We start from the raw sequence: 24,981 nt of genomic DNA, 5'->3' as shown, positions 1-24,981 counted from the left end.
ATCAATTAAGCATCAATATCCGCATTTAAAGCATTTTCTTCAATGAATGCACGACGTGGTTCCACGTCATCACCCATCAAGCAAGAGAACATACGATCTGCTTCAATCGCATCGTCAATAGTTACCTGCAACATATTACGGTTTTCAGGATCCATTGTCGTTTCCCAAAGCTGTTCAGCGTTCATCTCGCCAAGACCTTTATAGCGCTGAATCATCATACCGCGGCGCGAATCTTGCAAAATATGCTGCCAAACTTGATGGAAGTTAGCCACTTGAATACGGCGATCACCTTTTTGTAAATAAGCACCATCTTCAAGCAAACTGAACCAACTCTTCGAGTTTTTCAACAAACGTGCATACTCAGCTGAATTCAATAAAGCTGCATCAAGCAAATATGCATGTGGCAAGTTATGAACATATACTGTAATACGCGGCCAATAATGCGCAGATTTTTCACCTTGAGCATTTTCACGCTCAAATGACTCTAGTGTAATTTCTGGGCGTAGACTTGGCTGTAATCTTGTAATGATAGCTTTTACTTGATCAGCCCATTGTTGTACATAAGCCTGATCATGATTTTGATCGCTCTTGAATGCTTCTACTTCAAGTAAAGCATCCAATAAGCTAGCTGGATAACGTAAAGTTAAGCGCTGTAAGCTCTTTTGTGAAACTTGATAGTCTTGAATGACTTTTGCAAGTGCTTCACCCGTAATAGCAGGTGCTTCAGCATTGGTATGCAAAGATAGCTCATCAATCGCATTTGAAATTAAATAAGTTTCCAATGCATCATTATCTTTGATGTATTGTTCCTGCTTACCTTTTTTCAATTTATACAAAGGTGGCTGTGCAATATAGATATGCCCACGCTCAACCAATTCTGGCATTTGACGGAAGAAGAACGTTAATAACAAGGTACGAATGTGCGAACCATCAACGTCGGCATCGGTCATGATAATGATCTTATGATAACGTAACTTATCGGGATTATATTCTTCACGACCAATACCACAGCCAAGTGCAGTAATTAAAGTACCAACTTCCTGACTAGAAATCATTTTGTCAAAGCGCGCACGTTCAACGTTCAGGATTTTACCTTTCAACGGCAAAATAGCCTGCATTTTACGGTTACGGCCTTGCTTGGCACTACCACCTGCAGAGTCACCCTCGACAAGATATAGTTCAGAAAGTGCTGGATCTTTTTCCTGACAATCTGCCAATTTACCTGGTAAACCAGCGATATCAAGCGCGCTTTTACGACGCGTCATTTCACGTGCTTTACGTGCAGCATCACGTGCACGTGCAGCATCAATAATTTTACCTGCAATCGATTTTGCAGCTTGCGGGTTTTCAAGTAAGTAAGCAGAGAACTCTTTGTTCATTGCTTGCTCAACTGCTGGTTTTACTTCACTCGATACCAGTTTTTCTTTGGTTTGAGATGAGAACTTCGGATCAGGTACTTTTACCGAAATAATAGCAGTTAAACCTTCACGCGCGTCGTCACCGGTTACATTGACTTTTTCTTTCTTGATAATATTTTCATTTTCAAGATATTGGTTAAGACCACGCGTCAACGCTGCACGGAAACCTGCTAAATGCGTACCACCATCTTTTTGAGGAATGTTATTGGTAAAACAACGAACGTTTTCTTGATAACTTTCGTTCCACTGTAAGGCTACTTCTACAACAATGCCGTTATCTGTATCCGCAGTGAAATGGAAAATCTCATTCAGATGAGTTTTACCTTCGTTAATGTATTTTACGAACTCAGATAAGCCACCTTCGTAGTCATACACATGTTCAAGGTTAATTCGTTCATCACGTAAAACGATACGCACGCCCGCGTTTAAGAATGAAAGTTCACGTAAACGACGCGCTAGAATTTCTACGTTAAAGATAGTTTGGCTAAAAGTTTCTGCACTTGGCCAAAAACGTACTGTTGTACCGCTCTTATCTGTTTCACCAATCACACGTAATGGATATTGCGGATCGCCGTGTTGGTATTCTTGCTCATGCACTTGACCAGCGCGAGAAATCATTAAATGTAATTTACGCGAAAGTGCGTTTACTACAGAAACACCTACGCCGTGCAAACCACCTGAAACTTTATAGCTGTTGTCATCAAACTTACCACCTGCGTGCAGAATGGTAAGAATTACTTCCGCTGCAGAAACACCTTCTTCGGGGTGAATATCGGTTGGAATACCACGGCCATTATCAGAAACGCTTACTGACTCATCTTCATGAATAGTGACAATAATTTCATCACAATGCCCAGCTAAAGCTTCATCGATCGCGTTATCGACTACCTCGAATACCATATGGTGTAAACCGGTACCGTCGTCTGTATCCCCAATATACATACCCGGACGTTTACGAACTGCATCTAATCCACGTAATACTTTAATACTAGAGGAATCATAAGCCTTTTCATTGGTTTGTTCTGTTTGAGAGGCTGATTGAGACTCTGAACTCATGGTTTCTCCCTAGCAAATATAGGTTTATTCAAAGATGGTTAACATCAAAAAATTATGGTGAAGCAAGACTAACTTGACCGGATTCAACATTGAATAATTGATATGAAATAGACAGATCATGTAAGTGTTTTTTTACCGATGCATGATCTAAAGTTGTCATAAAAACCTGGCTACCAAGTTGGCTTAATCGTTCAATTAAACGTTGTTGTGCGGTTAAGTCTAATTCTGCTGTCAGATCATCTAATAATACCACAGTTTCCTTATTACTCGCATGTAACATTGCAATTTGTGACAGTTTTAAAGCAATAATCAGCAGTTTTTTCTGACCTCTTGATAAAACCACATCAGCGTGTCCAAACGGGGTTTTTAAGCGCAAATCTGCACGATGTGGACCATATTCGGTATACCGTCTTTCGATATCTTTTTGGTGTTGATTTAGCAGGTCTTGCATGAGGCCCTGCTCTGTATGAAAACCTGGACTGTATTCCAGTTCAATTTCAAGATCAGGGAGTAATTGGCTCAAATCATTTTGAAAAAACACATTCCATTGTTCCACAATACCCAAGCGCTGAGAGTGCAAAATTTCACCATAATCACTCAGCATTTTGTTCCACGGCTCTAAATCAGCCAACGACAAATTTCTTCGAGTTTTAAGTAACGTATTTCGCTGTTTTAATGCACGCGAATAGTATTGCCACGCAAAATAAAACTCAGGTTCCACGTGGAACATCAGCCAATCTAAAAGTTGGCGCCGTGGTTTTGCACCATGGTCAATAATGTCAGTACTTTGTGGATCAATATGCTGCAAAGGAAGTAATTTAGCAAGTTGTCCTTGAGTAGCTACGGTATCGCCATTGACCTTCATCAACTGCTCACCAGATGCTAACTTTTGCATGCCAATTTTCTCAGTACTAGACTGTGCAAAGACAATCGCATCTTCGGCAGCATACTGAATATAATTTTTAGGAATATGAGTGCGGAACGATCGTCCAGTTGCAAGCAAATGAATTGCTTCCAGAATTGAAGTTTTCCCTGAACCATTAGCGCCATAAAATATATTAAACGGTTGCAACCCTTGGAGTGCAACCGTTTTTAAATTACGCACACGTTCAATGTTTAAGCGCGTAAGATGCATATTAGATAGCCAGACTATACACGCATCGGCATAACTACATAAGTTTGATCAGTATGTGCTGGGTCTTGAACCAAAACAGACTGATTCGCTTCACTCATACTCATGTTTACGTCATCGCCATCAAGTACACCCAATACTTCAAGCAAATATTGCGCATTAAATGACATTTCAAGCGGTACGTTTTGATATTGGATAGCTAAATCTTCAATCGCCTCATCTTGCTCAGGGTTATTCGCACGAAGCTGTAAAGAATCTTGATTAAAATTTAAGAAAACGCCACGCAATTTTTCATTACTCAAAATTGCCACACGTTGCAATGATTGCTTAAATACATCATGGCTAATTAATACATGTTTATCGCCACCACGTGGAATTACACGACGATAATCAGGGAATTTTCCATCAATCAATTTTGTTGTAAAACGAACAGTAATATCACCCTGCTCTTTGTCACGACTTGGCGTATTGATGGTTACATTTAACAACTCACGACCAATCAACAATGTTAATTGCTCATCTTCAATACTCAATAAGCGCTGTAATTCACCAACAGCTTTACGAGGTACAATAGCCTGAACCAATTGAGATGATGTAGAAGAAGCCGTAATTTCACAAAGTGCTAAACGGTGTCCATCTGTTGTTACTGCACGTAATTGATTTTCATCAATTTCCAATAAAGTACCTGTTAAATAGAAACGTACATCTTGTACAGCCATCGCAAAAGCAGTTTTTTCAAATAAACGCTTTAACTCACGTTGAGTTACCTGTACTTGAGTACCTTGACTATTTTCAGTCGTCAATAATGGATAATCTTCTGCTGGTAAAGTTCCTAATACGAAACGGCTATTACCAGATTTTAAGATACATCTTTGATCTTCAGTAATTTGTAAATCAATTAATGCAGCTGTAGGCAATGATTTACAAATTTCCATTAATTTACGGGCAGGGACTGTGGTTTCCCCTGCTTCAAGGCATGCCCCTTCTGTTAAAACAGTGCTCGCAACCAGTTCGACCTCTAGATCGGAACCAGTAATGGTGAGCGCCTGAGCATTAGTCTGAATTTTGACGTTTGAAAGAATATTCAATGTATGACGACGTTCTACCGCACCGACAACATGCGATAAAACATTGAGTAAACTTTCTTTAGCGATTTTCAAACGCACGATTCATTCCTCTAGCAACTTGGAGCAAATATTTCATTTTTTAGCTGTGTACTATGCTGCACTTACGTAGACTTTGCAACAAGGTCTTATTATTTCATTAACTCTGAAGTAGACGCAGTAGATTTTTATAATCTTCGTCAAAAATTGGATCTTCTCCGCGCAGACTGGTTACTTTTTCACAAGCATGCATCACAGTACTGTGGTCGCGTCCACCAAAAGCCATTCCAATTTCAGGAAAACTATCACCGGTCAATTCACGAGCAAGTCCCATTGCTAACTGACGTGGTCGAGCATAAATTCGCGTACGTTTGGGTCCTACTAATTCTTTTAATGGGATACGGAAATACTCACTCACCACGCGCTGAATATTTTCTACACTAATTGTTCGTGCACGGATAGCCAATACATCTTTTAAAGACTCACGCACAACATCAAGATCAATTGGCGCACCTTTAAAACGAGAAATTGCAACGACTTTATTAAGTGCCCCTTCTAGTTCACGTACGTTAGCAACCACTTGTTGTGCAATAAATAGTGCACAATTTCGAGGTAAATCAACGCCGCTATTTTCCGCTTTCTTTAATAAAATTTCGATACGAGTTTCAATATCGGGTGGTTCAACACCTACTGAAAGTCCCCAAGAAAAACGGGAAACTAAACGTGGATCTAACTCTGTTAATTCTTTTGGATAACGGTCTGAAGTTAAAATAATTTGTTTAGATTCATCAAGTAAAGCATTAAATGTATAGAAAAACTCAACTAGACTCGCCTCTTTACCTGCTAAGAGATGTATATCATCGACCAACAATAAATCCAAAGAACGGCAGTTCTTCTTAAATTCTTCTACTTTGCCTTTTTGTAAAGAACTCACAAAATCCTGAACAAAACTCTCAGAAGTCATATACATCACACGAGCATTTGGTTTGGCTTGTAATAAAGCATTACCAACTGCTTGCATTAAGTGTGTCTTACCTAATCCTGTAGGACCGTATAAAAACAAAGGGTTATGCTGGGAAGCACCTAATTGAGTTAATACTTTTCTACATGTTTCAGCAGCCATCTGGTTCGAACGGCCTTCAACAAATAAAGAAAAAGTAAACTGAGGATTCAGTAGTTTCTTTTTTGATGTTTTCGGATTGACGACACTATTCGCATGTGGGCTAGAAACAGACTCAGGCTCTTTTTTTACTTTAATACTTTGTGGTGGTGCAGTTTGCAAAGCAGCTGTAGTGGTTGCTGGTTGTTCGCTCGATGACAAAATACTCCCAGGACGAGAATCAACTAAAATCTCAACCTGACGTACACGTCCTTCTGACAACTGCTCAGCCAATATAGAAATTAATTCTAAATGATTCTCTTGAATGTAACGCGTCCAATAAGGGTTAGGAGCATAAAGACGTAGTATCCCTTCTACTTCTTCAGCAACTAATGGGCGAATCCACATCGCAAAGACGTTATCAGAGAGCTCTTGTCGCAAGCGAGTTAAGCAGTCTGTCCAAAGCATGTGTATCCCCTATTTTTGCGTTTTTAAATTCAAACAATCTAAAGATTCACCCTTCCATATGAGAAGGGGTCGCCATTCTAACCAAGTTATCCACATCTGTCATGACGAATTCGAGTGATTTTGTCTAAAAAGAAAACTCTTGTGAATAAATTTAAATTCAAAATCACTTGTGTATAACTTTTTGCACAACCTGTGGATAAATTATCACACAAACTTATCCACAATCCATAAATATAATAAAAACAGAGTTATCAACAACCCAAATATATGTTTTTTAAATTTAAAAGTGCGAAATCCACAGAAAAAACCGCTCCTAATAAGAATAAATATAAATTTTAAAATTTGAATTTATTTAATAGGGGTGTGATCTTTTGTGGATAACTGCAAAATATGAATTTAAATTCAAATGCAGCAAATCAAAGCCAAGATGATATCTTGTTTTGTTGATAAATATGTATATAAGGTGTGTATATAATAAAAGTTCTAATAAAAATAGACAATTACTTTGTGTATAACTTTAAAAGCTATATATTGCACTGAATTATGACAATCATAAAAAGAAGTAGAGAGATTAAAAATTTGGGTTAAATACAAAACTTTCTTGGTTTTTCATTGACAGCGTAAACATTGCACAATAAAATCGCGGACCTTTATAGAAAGATCATTTTTGGGAGTTTCGATATGAAACGTACTTTCCAGCCATCTGAATTAAAGCGTAAACGCGTTCATGGTTTCCGTGCTCGTATGGCAACTAAAGCTGGTCGTCAAGTATTAGCTCGTCGTCGTGCAAAAGGTCGTCATAGCTTAACTGTTTAATACTGTTACGCTGACCAGACTTGGGTGTGATGACACTTTACAATTTTAGCACAGATGTGCGAATACGCTGTGCTGCAGATTATAAAAGTGTATTCGATGGTGCGCTTTTTAAAGTGCATCAACCCCATTTTTTATTTCTTGCAAAATTAACCGAACAGCCTAATAGCCGTTTGGGTATTGTTGTTGCTAAGAAAAAAGTGCGCCGTGCGCATGAAAGAAATCGAATAAAACGTCTTGCTCGTGAGAGCTTTCGTCTACATCAGCCGAATTTTGGATCAGATATAGATATTGTGGTAATGCCGAAAGTCGGTATAGAAGCGATTACGAATGCTGAGCTATATCAACAATTAGATTTTGCTTGGCAAAAATTACAACGCTTAGCAAAAAAACATTCTAAAGTTGGCACAACCTCGCAGAATTAAGAGATAGCCAATGGTTCGTTTTCTACGTTGGTTGATTCGACTGTATCAAATTGCGATTAGTCCGCTTCTTGGACCCCGTTGTCGTTATATCCCGACCTGTTCCCAATATGCGATAGAAGCATTGCAAACTCATGGTGCAATCAAAGGCGTTTGGTTATCTTCTAAACGAATTTGTCGTTGTCATCCGTGGGGTGGATCTGGATATGATCCGGTACCCCCAAAAGCAATTCGTTTTATTTCGTTTCATCAAATAGATTCTCAAACGCATCATGTTGCTGTACCCTTTCGTGATCGTTTACTGAAGCAAAATCTCTCTAACCATTTGGGGTAATAGATATGCAACAATGGGCCAGGTTTGCAATTCTCGGGGCCATGTTTGTCACCGCATATTTGCTCATTTTGGCTTGGCAAAAAGATTATGGAAATGCTGCAACTGCACCGCAAAAACAAGCGGCGGCTGTAAGTTCACATGAAGTATCTGCTGATTTGCCAAATGCTAAAAATGCAACAGTGGCTTCCGATGTGCCACAAGCAAATATTGCGCAGTCACAAACCACAGATGCAACTGCACCTGTGAATCAACAGCTTATTTCAGTACAAACTGACCTTTACCATATTTGGATCAATCCAAAAGGTGGTGATATTGTTCGTATTGAATTACTCTCACACGACAAAAGCAAAGACAGCGATCAGCCATTTGTTATGCTTGAAAATGATGCCAAGCGTACATATGTTGCTCAATCTGGCTTAATTGGTTTGAATGGACCAGATAGCAGTCGTGGTGGTCGTCCATTATATGCGGTTGAAAAAACATCATATACTTTGGCTGATGCTAAGGGTGTACAGGATCAAAAGGGTCAATCTGAAAAAGTTTTAAACGTTCCGATGGTATTTAAAACACCTGAAGGCGTTGAAATTATTAAAACTTTCACCTTTACTCAAGGGCAATATCCAATTGTTGTAAGACATCAAGTGATTAACCGTAGCCAACAAAGCTGGCAAGGTCAGATGTTTGGACAATTAAAGCGTGATAACTCTGATGATCCTGGTAAATCTTCTCAAGGTATTTTCACTCTAGGAACTTTCTTAGGTGGAGCTTGGGGAACACCTGATTCACACTACAACAAGCTTAAGTTTGCTAATTTCTCAGAAGAAAAAGTAAATACTGAAGCGAAAGGTGGATGGGTTGCGATTGTTCAGCATTATTTTGTAAGTGCTTGGATTCCTGGGAATCTTAAACTGACTCAAGCAAATGGTCAGCCTTATGTAGCTAAACTTGAATCTCGTCAATCTGCTGATCATATGAATATCATTGGTTTTACCTCACCAGTGATTAATGTTCCGGCAGGCACTTCAATGGAAGTGGACGCAAAACTTTATTCAGGTCCGAAAGTACAATCTGAATTAAAAGATTTAGCGGTTGGCTTGAATCAGACTGTCGATTATGGCTGGTTATGGCCGATTGCCAAGTTATTGTTCTTAGGTCTTCAATTCTTCCATAGCATTGTGGGCAACTGGGGATGGTCAATTATCTTACTTACCGTGATGGTGAAGATGATTTTATGGCCTTTATCTTCAAAAAGTTATCGTTCTATGGCGAAAATGCGTGTGATTGCACCAGAAATGCAACGCATGAAAGAAGAATTCGGTGAAGACCGTATGCGCTTCTCGCAAGAAATGATGGCTTTATACAAACGTGAGCAAGTGAATCCACTTTCAGGTTGTTTACCATTGTTGCTACAAATGCCAATTTTCCTTGCTTTGTACTGGGTACTCATGGAAAGTGTGGAATTACGTCACGCACCGTGGTTAGGCTGGATTCAAGACTTGTCAGCAATGGATCCTTGGTTCATCTTGCCGTTGATCATGGGGGCTACGATGTTTGCGCAGCAAATGTTGAACCCGCAACCCGCTGATCCTATGCAGGCAAAAGTGTTCCGCATTATGCCGATTATGTTCACGGTATTTATGTTGTTCTTCCCAGCAGGTCTCGTGCTGTACTGGATTGTGAACAACAGTATTACTATTTTACAGCAGTCGTTTATTAATAAGAGCGTTGAAAAAAGTCGTATAAATAAGACTGAATCAGCTTCTTAATCGTTGAACTTTTGCTGAATAAATCCGCTTAAGATGGTAATCTTAGGCGGATTTTTCTTTGGCTGGATTTTAGGTTTTTAGGTGAATAATATGCAAAGTCAAACCACGATTGCCGCAATTGCAACGCCACCAGGGCGTGGTGGTGTGGGGGTGATTCGCCTATCGGGACCTAAAGCTTATGAGATTGCTCAAAACCTGACAGAGAAAAACTTGCCTGAAGCACGTATGGCGGGTTTTCGTAAGTTTTATGATGCTGATGGCAGCATTATGGATGAAGGGATTGTTCTATGCTTTCCCAATCCCCACTCGTTTACAGGTGAAGATGTTGTAGAGCTACAAGGTCACGGTGGTCCAGTTATCCAAAATGCCTTGTTGGGACGTTTATTTGAGCTGGGTGCAATTGCTGCAAAAGCTGGTGAATTCTCCATGCGGGCTTTTGAAAATGGCAAGATGGACTTGGTACAAGCAGAAGCAATTGCCGACTTGATTGATGCGACTTCACAAGCTGCAGCACGTTCTGCCGTTCGTTCTTTACAAGGTGCTTTTTCAACAAAAATTAATACGGTTTTAGAAAAACTGATTCATTTACGCTTACATGTTGAAGCTGCAATTGATTTTCCTGAAGAAGAAATCGATTTCTTAGCAGACGGTAAGATTTTAGCTTTACTTGAAGATGTTCAGCAGTCAGTACATGCAGTTCAAACATCTGCACGACAAGGTCAATTACTACGTGAAGGATTACAAGTCGTTATTGCGGGTAAACCAAATGCAGGTAAGTCGAGCTTGTTGAATGCGCTAGCTGGCGTTGAGCGCGCAATTGTGACCGATATTGCTGGTACAACTCGCGATGTTTTACATGAAAAAATTAGCTTAAATGGCCTACCAATCACCTTAACAGACACAGCTGGCCTACGTGAAACAGGTGACATTGTTGAAAAAGAAGGGATTCGCAGAGCAATTAAAGAAATTGAACAAGCTGATTTGTTATTGCTGGTTTATGATTTAAATCAAGGTGATGACCCATTAAAACTTGCTCAAGAATATTTTGCTGAACACATCGAACCTCGTCGCCTAATGTTAATTGGCAATAAATGCGATTTAACAGGTCAATTAGCTGAAATAAACGATTTTCAAGGGTTCCGTCATATAACCGTTTCTGCAAAACAAGAGATGGGCGTACAAGGCCTCGTAGAGGCGATTACAGCGCATGCAGGCTTTCACCCTGAGGAAGATACCTTTATTGCAAGAACACGTCATTTAGACGCAATGAAGCGCACACAGCTCTATCTTTCAGAAGCACGCGAGCAACTTGTTGTGTTTAACGCAGGTGAACTGGTTGCTGAATCATTACGCCTTGCTCAAAATGCTTTAGGTGAAATTACCGGTGACTTTAGCGCCGATGACCTATTAGGCAAAATCTTTGGTTCGTTTTGTATTGGAAAATAATTAAAAAATTCTGAATGATGCACATGGCTGTGTCATTCAGTCACCTCGTTAACCGTATCTTTTTAGAACCTTTAAAAACTCATCTAACTCATTCTGATCAACTTGTGCTTCTTTGAGTACATGGTGATGTAAGTGTTGTTCCATCAATTCACTCATCAAACCGTTTATCGCACCTTTAATGGCAGCAACTTGTTGCAGTATTTCTATGCATGAAATATCAGGCTGTTCAACGGCATACTCAATACTATTAATTTGCCCTTTTAGTCGTTTTACACGATTAACTATTTTTTTATCCTGACCAATGTGACTCATCTGTGTTCTCTTGTATAATTCAATATACTGGTAGGGAGTATATTGGGTTTAAATTTTATGCAGGATTATAGTGTATCACGTCATCATCAACATCAGTTTGATGAAGGAAATCCACTTGCACAAAAACGTATTTTGATTGCAACGATTTTAACGGCATCCATGATGGTATTAGAAATATTGGGTGGATGGTTTTTCAATTCAATGGCACTTCTGGCTGATGGTTGGCATATGAGTTCACATATGTTGGCACTCGGTTTAGCCTATTTTGCCTATCGTGCAGCTCGTCATTATTCCAAAGATCGTCGGTTTAGTTTTGGAACTTGGAAAATCGAGATTTTAGCGGGTTATAGCAGTGCAATTTTGCTGATGGTTGTTGCCATTTTTATGGCTTTTCAGTCGATACAACGTTTATTAAATCCAGTTGAGATTTTTTATAATGAAGCAATTCCTATTGCAATTTTAGGTTTGGTCATTAACTTGATTTGCGCATGGTTACTTCACGATGATGGGCACCATCACCATCACCATCACCACCATGATTTAAACCAAAAAGCTGCATTTTTACATGTAGTTGCAGATGCTGTGACCTCCGTTTTTGCAATTATTGCGCTTTGTGCGGGTAAATATTTCGGTTGGGATTTTTTAGATGCGTTTTTAGGGATTCTAGGTGCTATTTTGGTTGCAAAATGGTCTCTTGGGTTATTGAAAGAGACAGGAAAAACCCTTTTAGATGCAGAAATGGACCATCCTGTGGTTGAAGAAATTCGTGAAGTAATTGCTGAATTTCCTAAAAATATTGAAATTACGGATATTCATGTCTGGAAAGTCGCAAAAGGTAAGTTTTCTTGTATTTTAGCGCTCGAAACTGATGATATTTCTTTAACCGCAGATCAGATTCGTCAGGCTTTATCAATTCATGATGAAATTGTGCATATATCGGTAGAAATTAATACTCTAAAACCTGCTTATGTTCCACGTGAAACATTGGCATAAATGAGTGGAAGTTTGGTTATAACTCGGTAATCAGTTCTGTTTTCAAAAGCTGAACTGATTAAAATGATCTCCTCTCCTACCTGTGAGTTGGTTTTATGCTTAAAAAATTAGGAATATTGGCGTTATTTAGCTTAACTGCAAGTGTGAGTTTCGCTAATGTAGATACTGTTAGGGAAAATATTAAGAAACAATATCCTAATTTGAAAATTAGCAATATTCAGAAAACCGAAATGCCAGGGCTATATAGCGCTAATCTTGATCAACAAATCATTTATGTTGGCGAAGATGGGCAGCATATGCTTGTTGGTTCTATGATTCGTTTAAAAGACCAGAAAAACTTAACCAAAGATCTGGTGTTAGGACAGAACTCAATTGATTGGAAACAATTACCGTTAAAAGATGCGATTAAAACGGTTAAAGGTAATGGACAGCATGTTTTAGCCATATTTTCTGATCCAAACTGTCCTTATTGTAAGCAGCTCGAGCCTGAACTCGATAAGCTGAAAGATGTGACCATTTACACTTTCATTTATCCTCTAAAGCCTCAGTCTATCGTTGTTTCTAGACAGGTGTGGTGTGCGCCAAATCAATCCTATTCATGGAAAAAACTGATTCAACAAGGTGTTAAACCCACAGTGGCAAGCTGTGCTAATCCAATTGACCGTAATTTAGAGCTTGGAAAGAAACTAGGTTTTAATGGTACCCCTACCTTAATTTTTGCAAATGGATTTAAAATGGTAGGCGCTCGATCTGCCGAAGAAATTCAGGCTGTGTGGAAAGAATTAGGCCTATAAAATGAATTAAAAAAGCACCATCAGGTGCTTTTTTATTGCCTAAAAGTCATTAACTTTTTCGTGCAATTAAATTGTAAATAAAGAGAATAATGACTGCACCAATTACAGATGCGATAAAGCCCGCAGCTGAATTTTCTCCGTAAAGGCCAAGTAAACGACCACCATAAGTGGCTAGAAGTGAACCTGCAATACCAATTAGGGTGGTTACGATGAAACCTGCTTTATCATCCCCTGGATGTAAGGCACGAGCGATTAAGCCAGCAAAGAAACCAACTACAATAGCGACAATGAGTGACCACATATTTGTTCTCCAGTTGTTTTTTTGATGAAGTTAATGATTTTGCTTCATATTCTATCGTGCGGCAGAGTCATCTATTTTGTCTGTAGCAGATTGCGACTTTTTGTGTCTTTTTTGTTCGAAGCTAAAGTTTTATATAAAAAAATAGCACCTCGCGGTGCTATTTTTTTTTAAATTTATAAACCAATTTCGCCAATAAATGGTAAGTGGCGATATTTTTGATCGTAGTCTAATCCATAACCCACAATAAACTTGTCTTCAACTTCAAAACCTAAAAATTTCACTTCGAGATCAATTTCACGGCGAGATGGTTTACTCACTAACGTACACAATTGAATCGAATTTGGTTCGCGAGTTTGCAGCATTTCCATAACTTTGCTTAAGGTATTACCTGAGTCGATAATATCTTCAACGACCAGTACATCTTTACCGCGAATTTCACCATCAAGATCTTTTAAGATTTTAACATCTCGACTTGAAGTCGTACCGCCGCCGTAGCTAGACACTGTCATAAAGTCGAGTTCATGCGGTTTGGTAATCGTTCGGCACAAGTCTGCCATGAAAATAACAGAACCACGCAGTAGCCCAATCAGGACTAACTCTTTGTCGCTATTTGCATAGTGAGCGTTAATTTGCTCGCCGAGCTCTTTGACTTTTGCTTGAATTTCTTCGGTTGAAATCATGATGCTCATTGCAACAGTCATGTCAGATTCCTACAAGATATAAAAGAAAAAATAAAAAAGGTGTTGACCTGCAACACCTCTAAAATCTGAGTTAATGGTAAAATTTTAAAGCAAAATGATGTTTCATGCACCCTTTGATGACTCTGAAATTTTATCATTTTGAGCAATATGTCGATCCCGCTTTAAAACAAGAGCACATATTCCAAATAATAACAAAAACTTAACGGCCCGATTTTTATTAGGCTGTTTCTTTTTGATAAGCACGGTTTCCATAAATATAAGTCGCCTCAATATTACGGTCATCACCTAAAGTGAATAATGCAAACAACGAATCTTCAACAGATTTGGATTTAGACTGGCGAAGTTGCTGTAGTGCAGTTGGCTTAAGATTCAATACCACAAAGTCTGCTTCTTTACCGATGTTGAAATTGCCTAACTTGTCCTGCAAATCAAGCGCTTTTGCTCCGCCTAACGTCGCATGATAGAGCGCTTCATAAGCTGAAAGTTTATCGCCTTGTAACTGTTGGACCTTATAAGCCTCGTTAACAGTTTGCAGCAAACTAAACGATGTACCAGCACCGATATCTGTCCCCAAACCTACTTTCACTTGTTTTTCCCAAGTTTTTTTCAATGGGAATAAACCACTACCTAAGAACAGGTTTGAAGTTGGGCAAAATGCGATAGCCGACTGCGTATCATGCATACATTGCCATTCTTCATCCTCTAGATGAACGCAATGAGCAAACACAGAACGTTTACCAGTTAGGCCATAATGTTGATAAACATCTAAGTAGCCCGCTTGTTCCGGAAATAAAGATTTTACCCAAGCAATTTCATCTTTGTTTTCGCTTAAATGGGTATGTAGATAAACATCTGGAAATTCTTGTTTTAACTGCCCTGCTCTTTCTAATTGTTCAGGTGTAGAGGTTGGTGCGAAACGTGGTGTAATCGCATACAGAGCACGACCCTTGCCATGCCATTTTTCAATGAGTGCCTTGGTGTTACTGTAAGCCGTTTCTGGGGTATCACAAAGCGCTTCAGGGGCATTGCGGTCCATCAGTACCTTACCAGCGATTAAACGCATCTGAACGTGTTCTGCGGCTTCAAATAAGGCATCAACAGACTCGGGATGAACCGTACAGAAAACGAGGGCCGTCGTTGTACCGTGCTTTAAGAGTTCCTGAACAAAGAACTGGGCAATTTCATTTGCATATGCTTTGTCTTGAAACTGGATTTCAGTGGGAAAAGTATAGGTATTGAGCCAGCTTAAAAGTTGTTCGCCGTAAGCTCCCACCATTTCGGTTTGTGGAAAATGAATATGGGTATCAATAAAGCCAGGTACAATCAATTGTTCTGGGTAATGTTGAACCTCTACTCCAGCAGGAAGATGCGTTTGAGCTTCTTCCCATGCACCAAACCATTTGATTTTTCCATGTTCACTAATCAATACACCATCTTCTAAATAACGCACTTGATTTGGAATATCAGTGGGCTCAGAAACGGTTTGTTGGATATCTAAAAAACGACCACGCACAACGGTGGTATTTGCGATCAATGACATGGAAAGCCTTTATATTTTCACTTTTTTCGATTGATTGTACCCCACTTAGCCAATATTTAAACGGTATAACGTTTACTTAGTCCCCAGTCAGCCAAAATCCGTCGATAAGTCGTTGATGAACGGTCTGCTTCAAAATGTGCTTCCATCATTAAATCAAGCGGAAGGTCTTCCGGCTTTTGTGATTCGACCATGTCTTGGTCTTCTGCAAAAATTTGGGCATTAAATGCATATACTTTTTCTAAATCCCCTGTTTGGTCAAAGTTACGGGTAAGTGGAACAAATAAACGGGTTTTATTGCTTGAGATAGGACAGCAAGCATTTAAAATTTTTAAGACGCCACCTTCTGGGAAGTCGACCGTAAGCACGGCTGAAAAAGGTGGGTAGACATCAAAGGTGCGCTTCCACAAAAAGCCTTCTGGTTCGAGATGTTTTAGTTCGTGTGGATAGTTACTGACATTGCTGATATAGACTGTTTTTAGGCCGTAGCTGGTACGTTCTGTGTGATATTTGGGTACGACAGGATTCTCTCGATTCGCAAAGGCATTGTGATGTACCCATGCAAAATGAGCGACATCGATAAACCCTTCAAGTTGACGTCCGCTAGAACCGCCAATATCGACAAAAGGCGGTAAAATTGATTGATGTTCTGCATGCTCCCAAGTATCTAATACTGGAATATTAGCTTGAGTAACATCCCGACTGTGAATACTGGTCCAAATCAAGCCATATCGTTCAACAACTGGAAATTTGGTAAGAGAAAAACGATCAGAAATTTTGGTTAACTCAGGTTGAGCTGGTATTTGGGTACACTTCCCTTCGGTGTTATAGCGTAGACCATGATAGGGACACACAATTTCTTCGCCGTCCACCCAGCCTTTAGTTAATGGCACGCCACGATGTGGACAAATGTCTCGGACCAGATGAATTTCGCCACTTTCTGTCTTATATAGGGCCATATTCACATCTAATAACGACACTCTTTGTGGTGCAGTAGAGACATCTTGAATACGGGCAACCGGATACCAGTGAGTAGATAAAATTTCCCAATCTTTTGCTTCAAAACTGCTGTTACAGGGCATTGCAAGGGGCGTTAAAGTTGGAATCGCATTCATGGCATCACTCCTTAAAAAAATCAGGGCTCTCGCGAGCCCTTAAAATCTAGGCTTTTTTCTTTTTAGGAAATGCAAAGAGCTTGCCAATATTGATTTTTAATAAAGAAGTTAAGAGTAAAATTATTAAAATACATAAACTTATAGAATTTTATTTTTGAATTTTTGTTCTAATTTAGCTTTGAAAAGGAAATTTTATTATTCGTTATATACTTAAAATGCACTGATTGATCGCAAGCAAGACCCAATTAAAAAGCACTTTAAAAGTGCTTTTTAATGTAGATCCCTTTATAGGATGAATTAAGACTGCAATTGCTTTTTGTTGTGTCGTAAAGAGAGATAAGCGGTAATTGCTAACACTATTACGATAAAGCTCAACGAAATCCAGATTGGCATATGGAATACATCAAGCAATAACATTTTTGCACCAATGAACAATAAGATGATGCCTAAGCCATACGGTAAGTAATGCAGTTTAGAAGCAGCGCCAGCAAGCAAGAAGAACATTGCGCGTAAGCCTAAAATTGCCATTAAGTTCGCTGTTAAAACAATAAATGGATCACTGGTTACCGCGAAAATAGCAGGAATAGAGTCTACTGCGAAAATCACATCTGAAGCTTCAACTAAAATCAATACTAAAAATAACGGCGTTGCCCACAATAAACCATTTTGACGAACAAAGAATTTGTCACCTTCTAGCTGTGGCGTAATACGCATGTGCTTACGTAACCATTTTAGAGCCTTAATATCTTCAATATTGGTTTCTTCTTCTTGGCCCTTTAAGAATTTGAAGCCTGTATATACCAAGAACGCACCAAAGATATAAAGCACCCATGAAAACTCTTGAACAAACCATGCGCCAATAAAGATAAACAGAGTACGCAGTACGATTGCGCCTAATACGCCGTAGAGCAAAATTTTACGTTGTAGCGCAGCTGGAATAGCAAATGCCGCAAAAATCATTAACCAGACGAAAACGTTGTCAATTGCGAGGGACTTTTCAAGTAAGTAACCTGCGAAGTATTCCATGGTTTTTTGATTTGCTAAGGTCACACCAGCAGTTTGCTGTAGATACAACCATAAACCACCACCAAATAAGACCGCGACGCTTACCCACGCCACGCTCCAGTAAGCAGCTTGCTTAATTGAGACATCCTGACCTTGCTTTTGCTTAAAGCCTAAAAAGTCCACTAAAAGCATGACAATGACAATGCCAAAGAATGCTATGTACAGCCATAGATTGCCGATTGTTTCCATAAATCCTCCTCACATCCGGCAATTGGGCATAAAAAAACCTCGACCAGTTGCCAGATGAATTAAAACATCTGTATCAACATGATCAAGGTCTTGCCTACATCATGAATTTCACGATGCTCAGATACCGACTTTTTAATAAAAGTGTATTGACGATATCTGACACATAACATTGCTGTTATGTTTGGAGGAGGCTACTCCCCTTGTCAAACTAAATTCTGTTTTGGATAAAACATATCCAATTTCACATAGAATGGCAGATTTTTATATATTACGCAACTGAACTTAATCTCGTGGTTTTAATATAAAAAAAGATCTACGGATTATTTAATCAAACCGCGGTCTAAAAGCGGTTTGCATATAATTTGGTAAAGGTGAATAAAGAATGCGGTCAAACTTGTACCGTAAGCATTCCAGAAGTAATAACCTGCCGTATTGACCAGTAGCGCAACAATAAAAGCCCCCAACATGTCTAACGGGAAATGCACACCTAAATAAATACGTGACCATGCCACCACAAATGATAAGAATAAAAGAATGATTCCAATCATTTTGCGCTGAGCAAACAAATAAGACAGAGCAATGGTACTGAAAATCAGCATATGATTACTTGGAAAAGATGCTGTTGGCGCATGCTCAATAAACGTGGTGCCAACACCCATGACAAACGGTCTTGCGTGATGATAAAACAGAGAAATAACGTAACCTACTAAAAGGGATATGCAGGTTAAAAAGACAGATTTAATGACTCTATTTTTTAAATCTTGATCACCATAGAACCATAAAAATGTAAGGATGAATAAAAGAATATAGAGGAGATCATTAGCAAAAAAGATAGCAAGACGAATGATAAATTGACTCGCATCCTGAGCCCCATTAATCACATGGAATAAGCTAAGGTTGAGTGTTTCTAAAGACATTCATATTCCAAACAAGAACAAAAACGTGGGCTATGATAAAGAATTAAGCCTATTGTCTTGATAAAGAATTGTCACAAAAATGAAATATAGTTTGTTTGTGAGTAAAGATTAAACAGCAGGTCTAGATATTTTTTAATGCGTGTTCTGGGCGTTAATATTAAAGTGTTAACGTGTTGGCACTTTATTCGAGAACGTTATTTTATGACTACTCAAGAAAAACAGAAAAAATTAAGTTTGAGGCCTTTATCTCCAAGAGATCCAAAACAGCCGCATAGAGCAGCAACTCCACTCGAATTATTGTTCGATTTAATTTTTGTAGTCGCGATTGCAACAGCAGGTCAGCAGTTACATCACGCGATTATTGAAAATCACCTCTGGCATGCATTACCAAGCTACCTGATGGTATTTTTTGCGCTGTGGTGGGCATGGATGAATTTTTCGTGGTTTGCTTCAGCCTACGATAACGATGATGCATTGTATCGATGCCTTACCTTTGTACAGATTGTGGGGTCATTGGTGATGGCCGCCGGTATTCCTGATGTATTTCGTAGTCAGGATTTTGACATCATCATTATTGGTTATGTGATTATGCGCATGGCACTGGTTACCCAGTGGTTACGTGCAGCAAAACATGATCCAGAGCGGCGAATTACCGCTTACCGCTATGCGATCGGTATTGTCTTGGTTCAGGTGGGTTGGCTCGTTGCTAATTTTGCGCACATACTTTCAGTTCCTTTATTTTTATTTCTGGTTGCGATGGAATTATTTATTCCTATCTATGCAGAAAAATATTCACCAACGCCATGGCATCCTCATCACATTGTAGAACGCTATGCCTTACTCACGATTATTGTTCTGGGTGAATCAATCGTCGGTAGTTTTAATGCCATACGTGACGCCTTAGCCGCTCAGTCAATGAATATTCCAGCCGTTTTCTTAATGATCGGTGGATTGATGTTGATGTTCGCAATGTGGTGGGCTTATTTTGACCGTAGTGAACAACATCATCATGTTAAAGGTGTACGCCCATTTGTTTGGGGATATGGCCATTATTTTGTTTTTGTCAGTATTGCTGCGGTGGGTGCAGCGCTTGCTGCCGCAGTGGATGTCACAACCCATCACGCACATATTTCTGATTTATATATGGGAATAGTGGTTGCAGTGAGTGTGGTGCTCTATACCACCTGTATTTGGATACTTTACGAGTTCCAATGTTTATCTGGAATCACGAAATGGTTTTACCCGATTACCGCGCTCATTATTTTATGTATTCCATTTATTTGTAATAACGTGGGATATAGCGTTTTTGCGATGGGTATTGTCTATAGTTTACGTTTGATGGTTTCTAATAAATTTATGGCCAATATAGAGCCAGAAAAAGTTTAAAAACAATTGATATAAAAAAACGGGTTTCAATTTGAAACCCGTTTTTTTATTGAATCATCTAAAGCGGAAGTTAAGCAGCTTTTGCTTTTAATGCGCTCATGAGTTTTTGATGTAAGCCACCAAAGCCACCGTTAGACATAATCACAACGGCATCGCCCTCACCTGCTTCATTGACAATACGCTCAATAATTTCATCAAGAGAGCGGCTCACTTGAGCATGGTTAGAAGCAGCTGCAATCACGGGTTGTAAATCCCAATCTAAACCTTCTGGCTGGTACCAGATGACATCGTCTGCTAAGCGTGCTGAATGTGCCAAGCCATCTTTATGACTGCCCATACGCATTGTATTTGAACGTGGTTCAATAATGGCCCATAAACGGCGTTCACCTAAGCGTTTACGTGCACCATCTAAAGTGGTGTCAATTGCTGTTGGATGGTGAGCGAAGTCATCATAAACCTCAATACCATTGACTGTACCGAGTAATTCCATACGACGTTTTACGCCGCCAAAGTTAGACAAAGCTTCACAAGCTTGTTCAAGCGTAACACCTACATGTTGAGCGGCTGCAATCGTTGCCAAAGCATTCGCTACGCTATGTTGCCCTGTCATGGTCCATTTAACTTCACCAACGGCATTGCCATTTTCGAGTACTTTAAAATGGCTGCCATCAATTGAGATTAATTCAGCAGATAAAGCAGCTTTTTCATTCGCTTCTAAACTTGTGCGAATCACTGGTGTCCAGCAACCCATTTCAAGCACTTCATCAATATGAATTTCAGTAATCGGCGCAATAATACGGCCTTCACTTGGAATGGTACGCACAAGATGATGGAACTGCTTTTGAATCGCTGCTAGGTCATCAAAAATATCGGCATGGTCAAATTCAAGGTTGTTTAAAATCGCCGTTTTTGGATGATAATGAACAAACTTAGAACGTTTATCAAAGAAAGCAGAGTCATATTCATCAGCTTCAACGCAGAAGTATTTTCCACCACCTAAACGAGCGCTTTCGCTAAAACCAAGTGGAACACCACCAATTAAAAAGCCCGGATTTAAACCAGCCTGATCAAGTACCCAAGCCAGCATGGTGGTAGTCGTGGTTTTACCATGAGTTCCTGCCACACCAAGCACATGTTTACCTTGTAAAACATGATCGGCAAGAAATTGTGGTCCAGAAATATATGGCAAACCTTCGTTCAGCATATATTCCACGGCATCAATACCACGTTTCATGGCATTTCCGACAATGACTAAATCTGGATGAGGCTGTAAATGACTACGATCGTAGCCTTGCATGAGGGTAATGCCTGCGTTTTCTAACTGGGTAGACATTGGTGGGTAAACGTTTGAATCGGAACCAGTTACCTTATGTCCTAAATCACGAGCTAAAAGTGCTAAAGAGCCCATAAAAGTGCCACAAATACCCAAGATATGCAGATGCATTGCTCGCCTTCTCCACTGCTTTTGTACACAATATTCGTATGAATGACTGTGTGTGCATTATTGATAAATTTGCCAGCAACGATAGCAAGGCTAAACTTGAAAAGATAGTCAAAAATCGTTGTTGTTCTATGTGTTTGAGGCCCTAACAAAAGCGCATCTTTATTTTTTCGATTTAAGCTGAATTACAGTTTTATCTTTTATAATGTTTTGTATCTTTAAAATACTTAAATCATCGTAAAGATGAAGGATGTGCCTTTGAGCCCAACGGTTTTAGCTTTTACGCTATTAATTATTTCTAACTGCTTTATGACACTTGCATGGTATGGGCATCTTAAATTTTTGCATCATGCTCCACTTTGGCAAGCGATTTTATTTGGTTGGATTATAGCTCTGCTTGAATATAGTTTTATGATTCCAGCAACTCGTATGTTGAGTGCGCAAGGCTGGTTACTCGGTGAAATGAAAATTACACAAGAAGTGGTCACATTGATTGTGTTCGTACCCTTTATGCTTTTCTTGTTTAAACAACCATTTAAACTGGATTATTTGTGGGCGATGGTATGTTTATTTGGCTGTGTCTACTTCGTATTTAGAAGCCAGTAAGTTGAAATAGCTTGCATTGAATGATTTATTCTACTTTGCAATAAGCAATTGCTCTTCCAAATGCCTGTTTATCTTGCAGGATGTTTAAATAATATTAATAAAATTTGAGAATGTGTCATTGTTAAACCATGACATTTTTTGATGATATTAAAAATATTCGCAGAGCTGGTCAGTTAAATTTTCGTGAGATGAAAAATCAGTCTATAATAATGGGCTTCCGAACCATTTAAAACTTGGCTATCGTCGAGATTTATCTTCTTTTACTTTTGTCTCTGGAACATTAGCAATGAATGCGGCCGCAGCACAAGACGCTCAACCTCTCGTTGGAATTATTATGGGTTCTCAATCTGATTGGGCAACTCTCGAAAACACAGCCAATATGCTGAAACAGCTTGGTGTCCCATTTGAAGCGGAAGTGGTATCTGCTCATCGTACTCCAGACCGTTTATTTGAATACGCAGAAACTGCGCGTGATCGCGGTATTCAAGTGATTATTGCTGGTGCAGGTGGTGCAGCGCATTTACCTGGAATGTGTGCCGCAAAAACTGATTTACCAGTTTTGGGTGTGCCAGTTAAATCATCAATTTTAAATGGCGTAGATTCTTTGCTTTCAATCGTACAAATGCCAGCTGGTATTGCAGTGGGTACTTTGGCAATTGGCCCAGCTGGTGCGACGAATGCTGCAATTATGGCAGCACAAATCTTAGGTTTAACTCGTCCTGAAATCGCAAAAAATGTTGCTGATTTCCGCGCTGCGCAAACTGATAAAGTTGCAAGCAAAAATATTCCGGGTCAGGTGTAAGAGGCTGAGATGGATAAAACTATCGGTATTTTTGGTGGTGGGCAATTGGGCCGCATGATGGCGCAAGCAGCTTTACCATTAAATATTCAATGTACTTTTTTTGAAGCAAATACGGATTGTCCAGCAGGTGTTTTAGGCCAAGTCTTTTCTAGCCAAGATGAGCAAGGCTTAAAGCAGTTTATTGAAAGTGCTGATGTTTTTAGTCTTGAGTTTGAAAATACGCCCGTTGAAGATGTGGATGTTTTAACACAAACCAAAGCATTGCACCCTCCCCGTGTTGCTTTAGCAACTGCGCAAAATCGTTTGTCAGAAAAAGCGTTGTTTGATGAGCTTACTATTCCTGTTGCGCCGTATCGTGCTGTAGATAGTCTAGAAAGCTTGAAAAAGGCTGTTGCTGAGCTTGGTTTACCGATTGTGCTTAAGACTGCAACTGGTGGATATGATGGTAAAGGTCAGTTTGTACTTCGTTCAGAAGACCAGATTGATACTGCTTGGGCTGAACTTGGTCCTGCAAAAAGTCTAGTTGCCGAAAGCTTTGTTAAATTCTCTCGCGAAGTTTCAATTATTGCGGTACGCGGCCAAAATGGTGAAGTAAAAACTTGGCCACTGGCTGAAAATCACCATCATAATGGCATTTTATCGCATTCAATTGTTCCAGCGCCGAATAGCGAAGCTTTGCAACCTGTGGCTCAAGACTACATTACTCGTTTGTTGAATCACCTCAACTATGTTGGTGTGTTAACTCTAGAGCTATTTGTCACAGAACAAGGCTTATGTGCAAATGAGATGGCACCGCGAGTGCATAACTCTGGTCATTGGTCCATTGAAGGTGCTGTTTGTTCTCAGTTTGAAAACCATATTCGAGCTGTTGCAGGTCTACCATTGGGTTCAACAGATGTTGTTCGCCCAACGGTTATGATCAATATTATTGGTCAGCATCCTAAAACTGAAGATGTACTTGCCTTAAATGGTGCTCATCTGCACCTTTATAATAAGTCTGAACGTGCTGGTCGTAAGTTAGGCCATATCACTTTAATGCCTGTGGATAGTAATGAATTGACGAATTTATGCCGTCAATTAGCAGAAATTTTGCCAGAACCACTCGCTTTAACAGCGGATATGACGCTCTAAAGCATTTCTAATTCTCTAAAAAGCGATCTTCGGATCGCTTTTTTTATCTTTTAAATTTAAAAAATAATAAATCCTGAGCAATTTCTTATTTGTGGATAACTTTTTGTGAAAATTTTTGAATTTAAATATTGATGGTATTTTTAAATTTAAAAAGTGAAGCTTGATTGTTTTGAATTTAAAGTTAGTTATCCACAAGAGCGTTTGATTTATAGTTGACGATAGATCTCATGGTTTTTGAATTCAAAAATTAATGGTGTTTGTTGAAGTGTTTTAAATTTAAAATAATGCGGTAAGTTTGAATTTAAATTATTGCGCGATTTTTGAATTTAAAAATATAGATTGTTTGGGTGATTGGATTTTTCGTGTCATCAAGAATAATGAAATATAGTATTAAATTAATAGGCATGGCTGTTTTTGCTTGATTGTGGATAAGTTTATCCACAGAAACACCTACGTTATAGTTTAAATTTAAAGTAAGACTTTTGAATTTAAACTATGCGCTATTATTTTGAATTCAAAACTGGCGATGCACATGGGGAAAGTTTTAAATTCAAAATAAAGTGGGAAATTTGAATTTAAAACACTAGAAATGAATTTAAAGAAGAGATTATGAATTCAAATTTACGTTTTCTCT

Annotated in this window: 23 protein-coding genes; 11 read left to right on the top strand and 12 right to left on the bottom strand. The window is 39.1% G+C overall.

All coding sequences use genetic code 11. The features are described from left to right. Positions 1–5 precede the first annotated feature (5 nt). From gyrB to dnaA, 4 genes are all read right to left on the bottom strand, one after another. Entirely contained in the window at positions 6–2,474 is a 2,469-nt protein-coding gene (gyrB, locus tag QLG01_RS11595) for a DNA topoisomerase (ATP-hydrolyzing) subunit B (protein WP_004795574.1), read from the bottom strand. A 52-nt stretch (positions 2,475–2,526) separates the two neighbouring features. Then, on the bottom strand, positions 2,527–3,609 hold the full coding sequence (recF, locus tag QLG01_RS11590) for a DNA replication/repair protein RecF (RefSeq protein ID WP_250374974.1): 1,083 nt from the start codon (positions 3,607–3,609) through the stop codon (positions 2,527–2,529). 14 nt (positions 3,610–3,623) lie between these two features. Beyond that, a complete protein-coding gene (gene dnaN, locus QLG01_RS11585; RefSeq protein ID WP_005308370.1) occupies positions 3,624–4,772 on the bottom strand; it encodes a DNA polymerase III subunit beta in 1,149 nt (382 codons plus the stop codon). 97 nt (positions 4,773–4,869) lie between these two features. Further along, on the bottom strand, positions 4,870–6,276 hold the full coding sequence (gene dnaA, locus QLG01_RS11580) for a chromosomal replication initiator protein DnaA (protein WP_005308372.1): 1,407 nt from the start codon (positions 6,274–6,276) through the stop codon (positions 4,870–4,872). 681 nt (positions 6,277–6,957) lie between these two features. On the opposite strand from dnaA, the gene rpmH reads away from it, so the two are divergent. From rpmH to mnmE, 5 genes are all read left to right on the top strand, one after another. Further along, a complete protein-coding gene (gene rpmH / locus QLG01_RS11575; RefSeq protein ID WP_000831329.1) occupies positions 6,958–7,092 on the top strand; it encodes a 50S ribosomal protein L34 in 135 nt (44 codons plus the stop codon). A gap of 29 nt (positions 7,093–7,121) precedes the next feature. After that, positions 7,122–7,514, top strand: coding sequence for a ribonuclease P protein component (rnpA, locus tag QLG01_RS11570; protein WP_004795567.1), 393 nt, complete (start codon positions 7,122–7,124; stop codon positions 7,512–7,514). A 10-nt stretch (positions 7,515–7,524) separates the two neighbouring features. Next, entirely contained in the window at positions 7,525–7,845 is a 321-nt protein-coding gene (gene yidD / locus QLG01_RS11565; protein ID WP_003656027.1) for a membrane protein insertion efficiency factor YidD, read from the top strand. 5 nt (positions 7,846–7,850) lie between these two features. After that, positions 7,851–9,611: a membrane protein insertase YidC gene (gene yidC, locus QLG01_RS11560; RefSeq protein ID WP_004795565.1), complete on the top strand. Its 1,761-nt coding sequence runs from the start codon at positions 7,851–7,853 to the stop codon at positions 9,609–9,611. Between the two features lie 90 nt (positions 9,612–9,701). Next, positions 9,702–11,057 carry a tRNA uridine-5-carboxymethylaminomethyl(34) synthesis GTPase MnmE gene (gene mnmE / locus QLG01_RS11555; RefSeq protein ID WP_282496481.1) on the top strand — a complete coding sequence of 452 codons (1,356 nt, stop codon included), beginning with the start codon at positions 9,702–9,704 and terminating at the stop codon, positions 11,055–11,057. Between the two features lie 48 nt (positions 11,058–11,105). Here the strand turns inward: mnmE and QLG01_RS11550 are convergent, their stop codons facing one another. Next, positions 11,106–11,369, bottom strand: a complete 264-nt coding sequence (locus tag QLG01_RS11550) for a metal/formaldehyde-sensitive transcriptional repressor (RefSeq protein WP_013199307.1) — start codon at positions 11,367–11,369, stop codon at positions 11,106–11,108. Between the two features lie 57 nt (positions 11,370–11,426). Between QLG01_RS11550 and dmeF the strand changes: the two genes are divergently transcribed. Further along, a complete protein-coding gene (gene dmeF, locus QLG01_RS11545) occupies positions 11,427–12,362 on the top strand; it encodes a CDF family Co(II)/Ni(II) efflux transporter DmeF (RefSeq protein ID WP_282496480.1) in 936 nt (311 codons plus the stop codon). 95 nt (positions 12,363–12,457) lie between these two features. After that, positions 12,458–13,156 (top strand): DsbC family protein, encoded by a 699-nt coding sequence (locus QLG01_RS11540; protein ID WP_282496479.1) that lies wholly within the window; start codon positions 12,458–12,460, stop codon positions 13,154–13,156. A gap of 49 nt (positions 13,157–13,205) precedes the next feature. Here QLG01_RS11540 and QLG01_RS11535 read toward each other — a convergent pair whose 3' ends face one another. The 6 genes from QLG01_RS11535 to QLG01_RS11510 form a co-directional block, all read right to left on the bottom strand. Then, a complete protein-coding gene (locus tag QLG01_RS11535; protein ID WP_000269732.1) occupies positions 13,206–13,457 on the bottom strand; it encodes a GlsB/YeaQ/YmgE family stress response membrane protein in 252 nt (83 codons plus the stop codon). A 173-nt stretch (positions 13,458–13,630) separates the two neighbouring features. Next, the gene (gene hpt / locus QLG01_RS11530) at positions 13,631–14,158 is read right to left on the bottom strand and encodes a hypoxanthine phosphoribosyltransferase (protein ID WP_004795560.1); all 528 of its coding nucleotides are present in this window, start codon (positions 14,156–14,158) and stop codon (positions 13,631–13,633) included. A gap of 217 nt (positions 14,159–14,375) precedes the next feature. After that, complete coding sequence (gene guaD, locus QLG01_RS11525) at positions 14,376–15,698, bottom strand: guanine deaminase (protein WP_282496478.1); 1,323 nt, start codon at positions 15,696–15,698, stop codon at positions 14,376–14,378. A 56-nt stretch (positions 15,699–15,754) separates the two neighbouring features. Next, complete coding sequence (locus tag QLG01_RS11520) at positions 15,755–16,810, bottom strand: aromatic ring-hydroxylating dioxygenase subunit alpha (protein ID WP_282496477.1); 1,056 nt, start codon at positions 16,808–16,810, stop codon at positions 15,755–15,757. A gap of 297 nt (positions 16,811–17,107) precedes the next feature. After that, on the bottom strand, positions 17,108–18,064 hold the full coding sequence (locus QLG01_RS11515) for a TerC family protein (protein ID WP_013199302.1): 957 nt from the start codon (positions 18,062–18,064) through the stop codon (positions 17,108–17,110). Between the two features lie 320 nt (positions 18,065–18,384). After that, positions 18,385–18,981: a phosphatase PAP2 family protein gene (locus QLG01_RS11510; RefSeq protein WP_005308403.1), complete on the bottom strand. Its 597-nt coding sequence runs from the start codon at positions 18,979–18,981 to the stop codon at positions 18,385–18,387. 135 nt (positions 18,982–19,116) lie between these two features. On the opposite strand from QLG01_RS11510, the gene QLG01_RS11505 reads away from it, so the two are divergent. Further along, positions 19,117–20,367 (top strand): low temperature requirement protein A, encoded by a 1,251-nt coding sequence (locus QLG01_RS11505; protein ID WP_282496476.1) that lies wholly within the window; start codon positions 19,117–19,119, stop codon positions 20,365–20,367. Positions 20,368–20,437: 70 nt separating this feature from the next. Here QLG01_RS11505 and mpl read toward each other — a convergent pair whose 3' ends face one another. Then, positions 20,438–21,811, bottom strand: a complete 1,374-nt coding sequence (mpl, locus tag QLG01_RS11500) for a UDP-N-acetylmuramate:L-alanyl-gamma-D-glutamyl-meso-diaminopimelate ligase (RefSeq protein ID WP_282496475.1) — start codon at positions 21,809–21,811, stop codon at positions 20,438–20,440. A 240-nt stretch (positions 21,812–22,051) separates the two neighbouring features. Here mpl and QLG01_RS11495 point away from each other — a divergent pair, with 240 nt between their 5' ends. The 3 genes from QLG01_RS11495 to QLG01_RS11485 all read left to right on the top strand — a co-directional run bounded on the left by QLG01_RS11495 (position 22,052) and on the right by QLG01_RS11485 (position 24,347). Continuing rightward, entirely contained in the window at positions 22,052–22,414 is a 363-nt protein-coding gene (locus tag QLG01_RS11495; RefSeq protein WP_014207671.1) for a DMT family protein, read from the top strand. 286 nt (positions 22,415–22,700) lie between these two features. Continuing rightward, a complete protein-coding gene (gene purE, locus QLG01_RS11490; protein WP_002115451.1) occupies positions 22,701–23,216 on the top strand; it encodes a 5-(carboxyamino)imidazole ribonucleotide mutase in 516 nt (171 codons plus the stop codon). A gap of 9 nt (positions 23,217–23,225) precedes the next feature. Next, positions 23,226–24,347: a 5-(carboxyamino)imidazole ribonucleotide synthase gene (locus QLG01_RS11485; RefSeq protein WP_004795549.1), complete on the top strand. Its 1,122-nt coding sequence runs from the start codon at positions 23,226–23,228 to the stop codon at positions 24,345–24,347. Positions 24,348–24,981: the final 634 nt, after the last annotated feature.

The organism is Acinetobacter sp. V89_4 (assembly GCF_029967875.1).
Classification (GTDB): Bacteria; Pseudomonadota; Gammaproteobacteria; order Pseudomonadales; family Moraxellaceae; genus Acinetobacter; species Acinetobacter oleivorans.
This window is presented reverse-complemented; position numbering and strand designations above follow the sequence as displayed.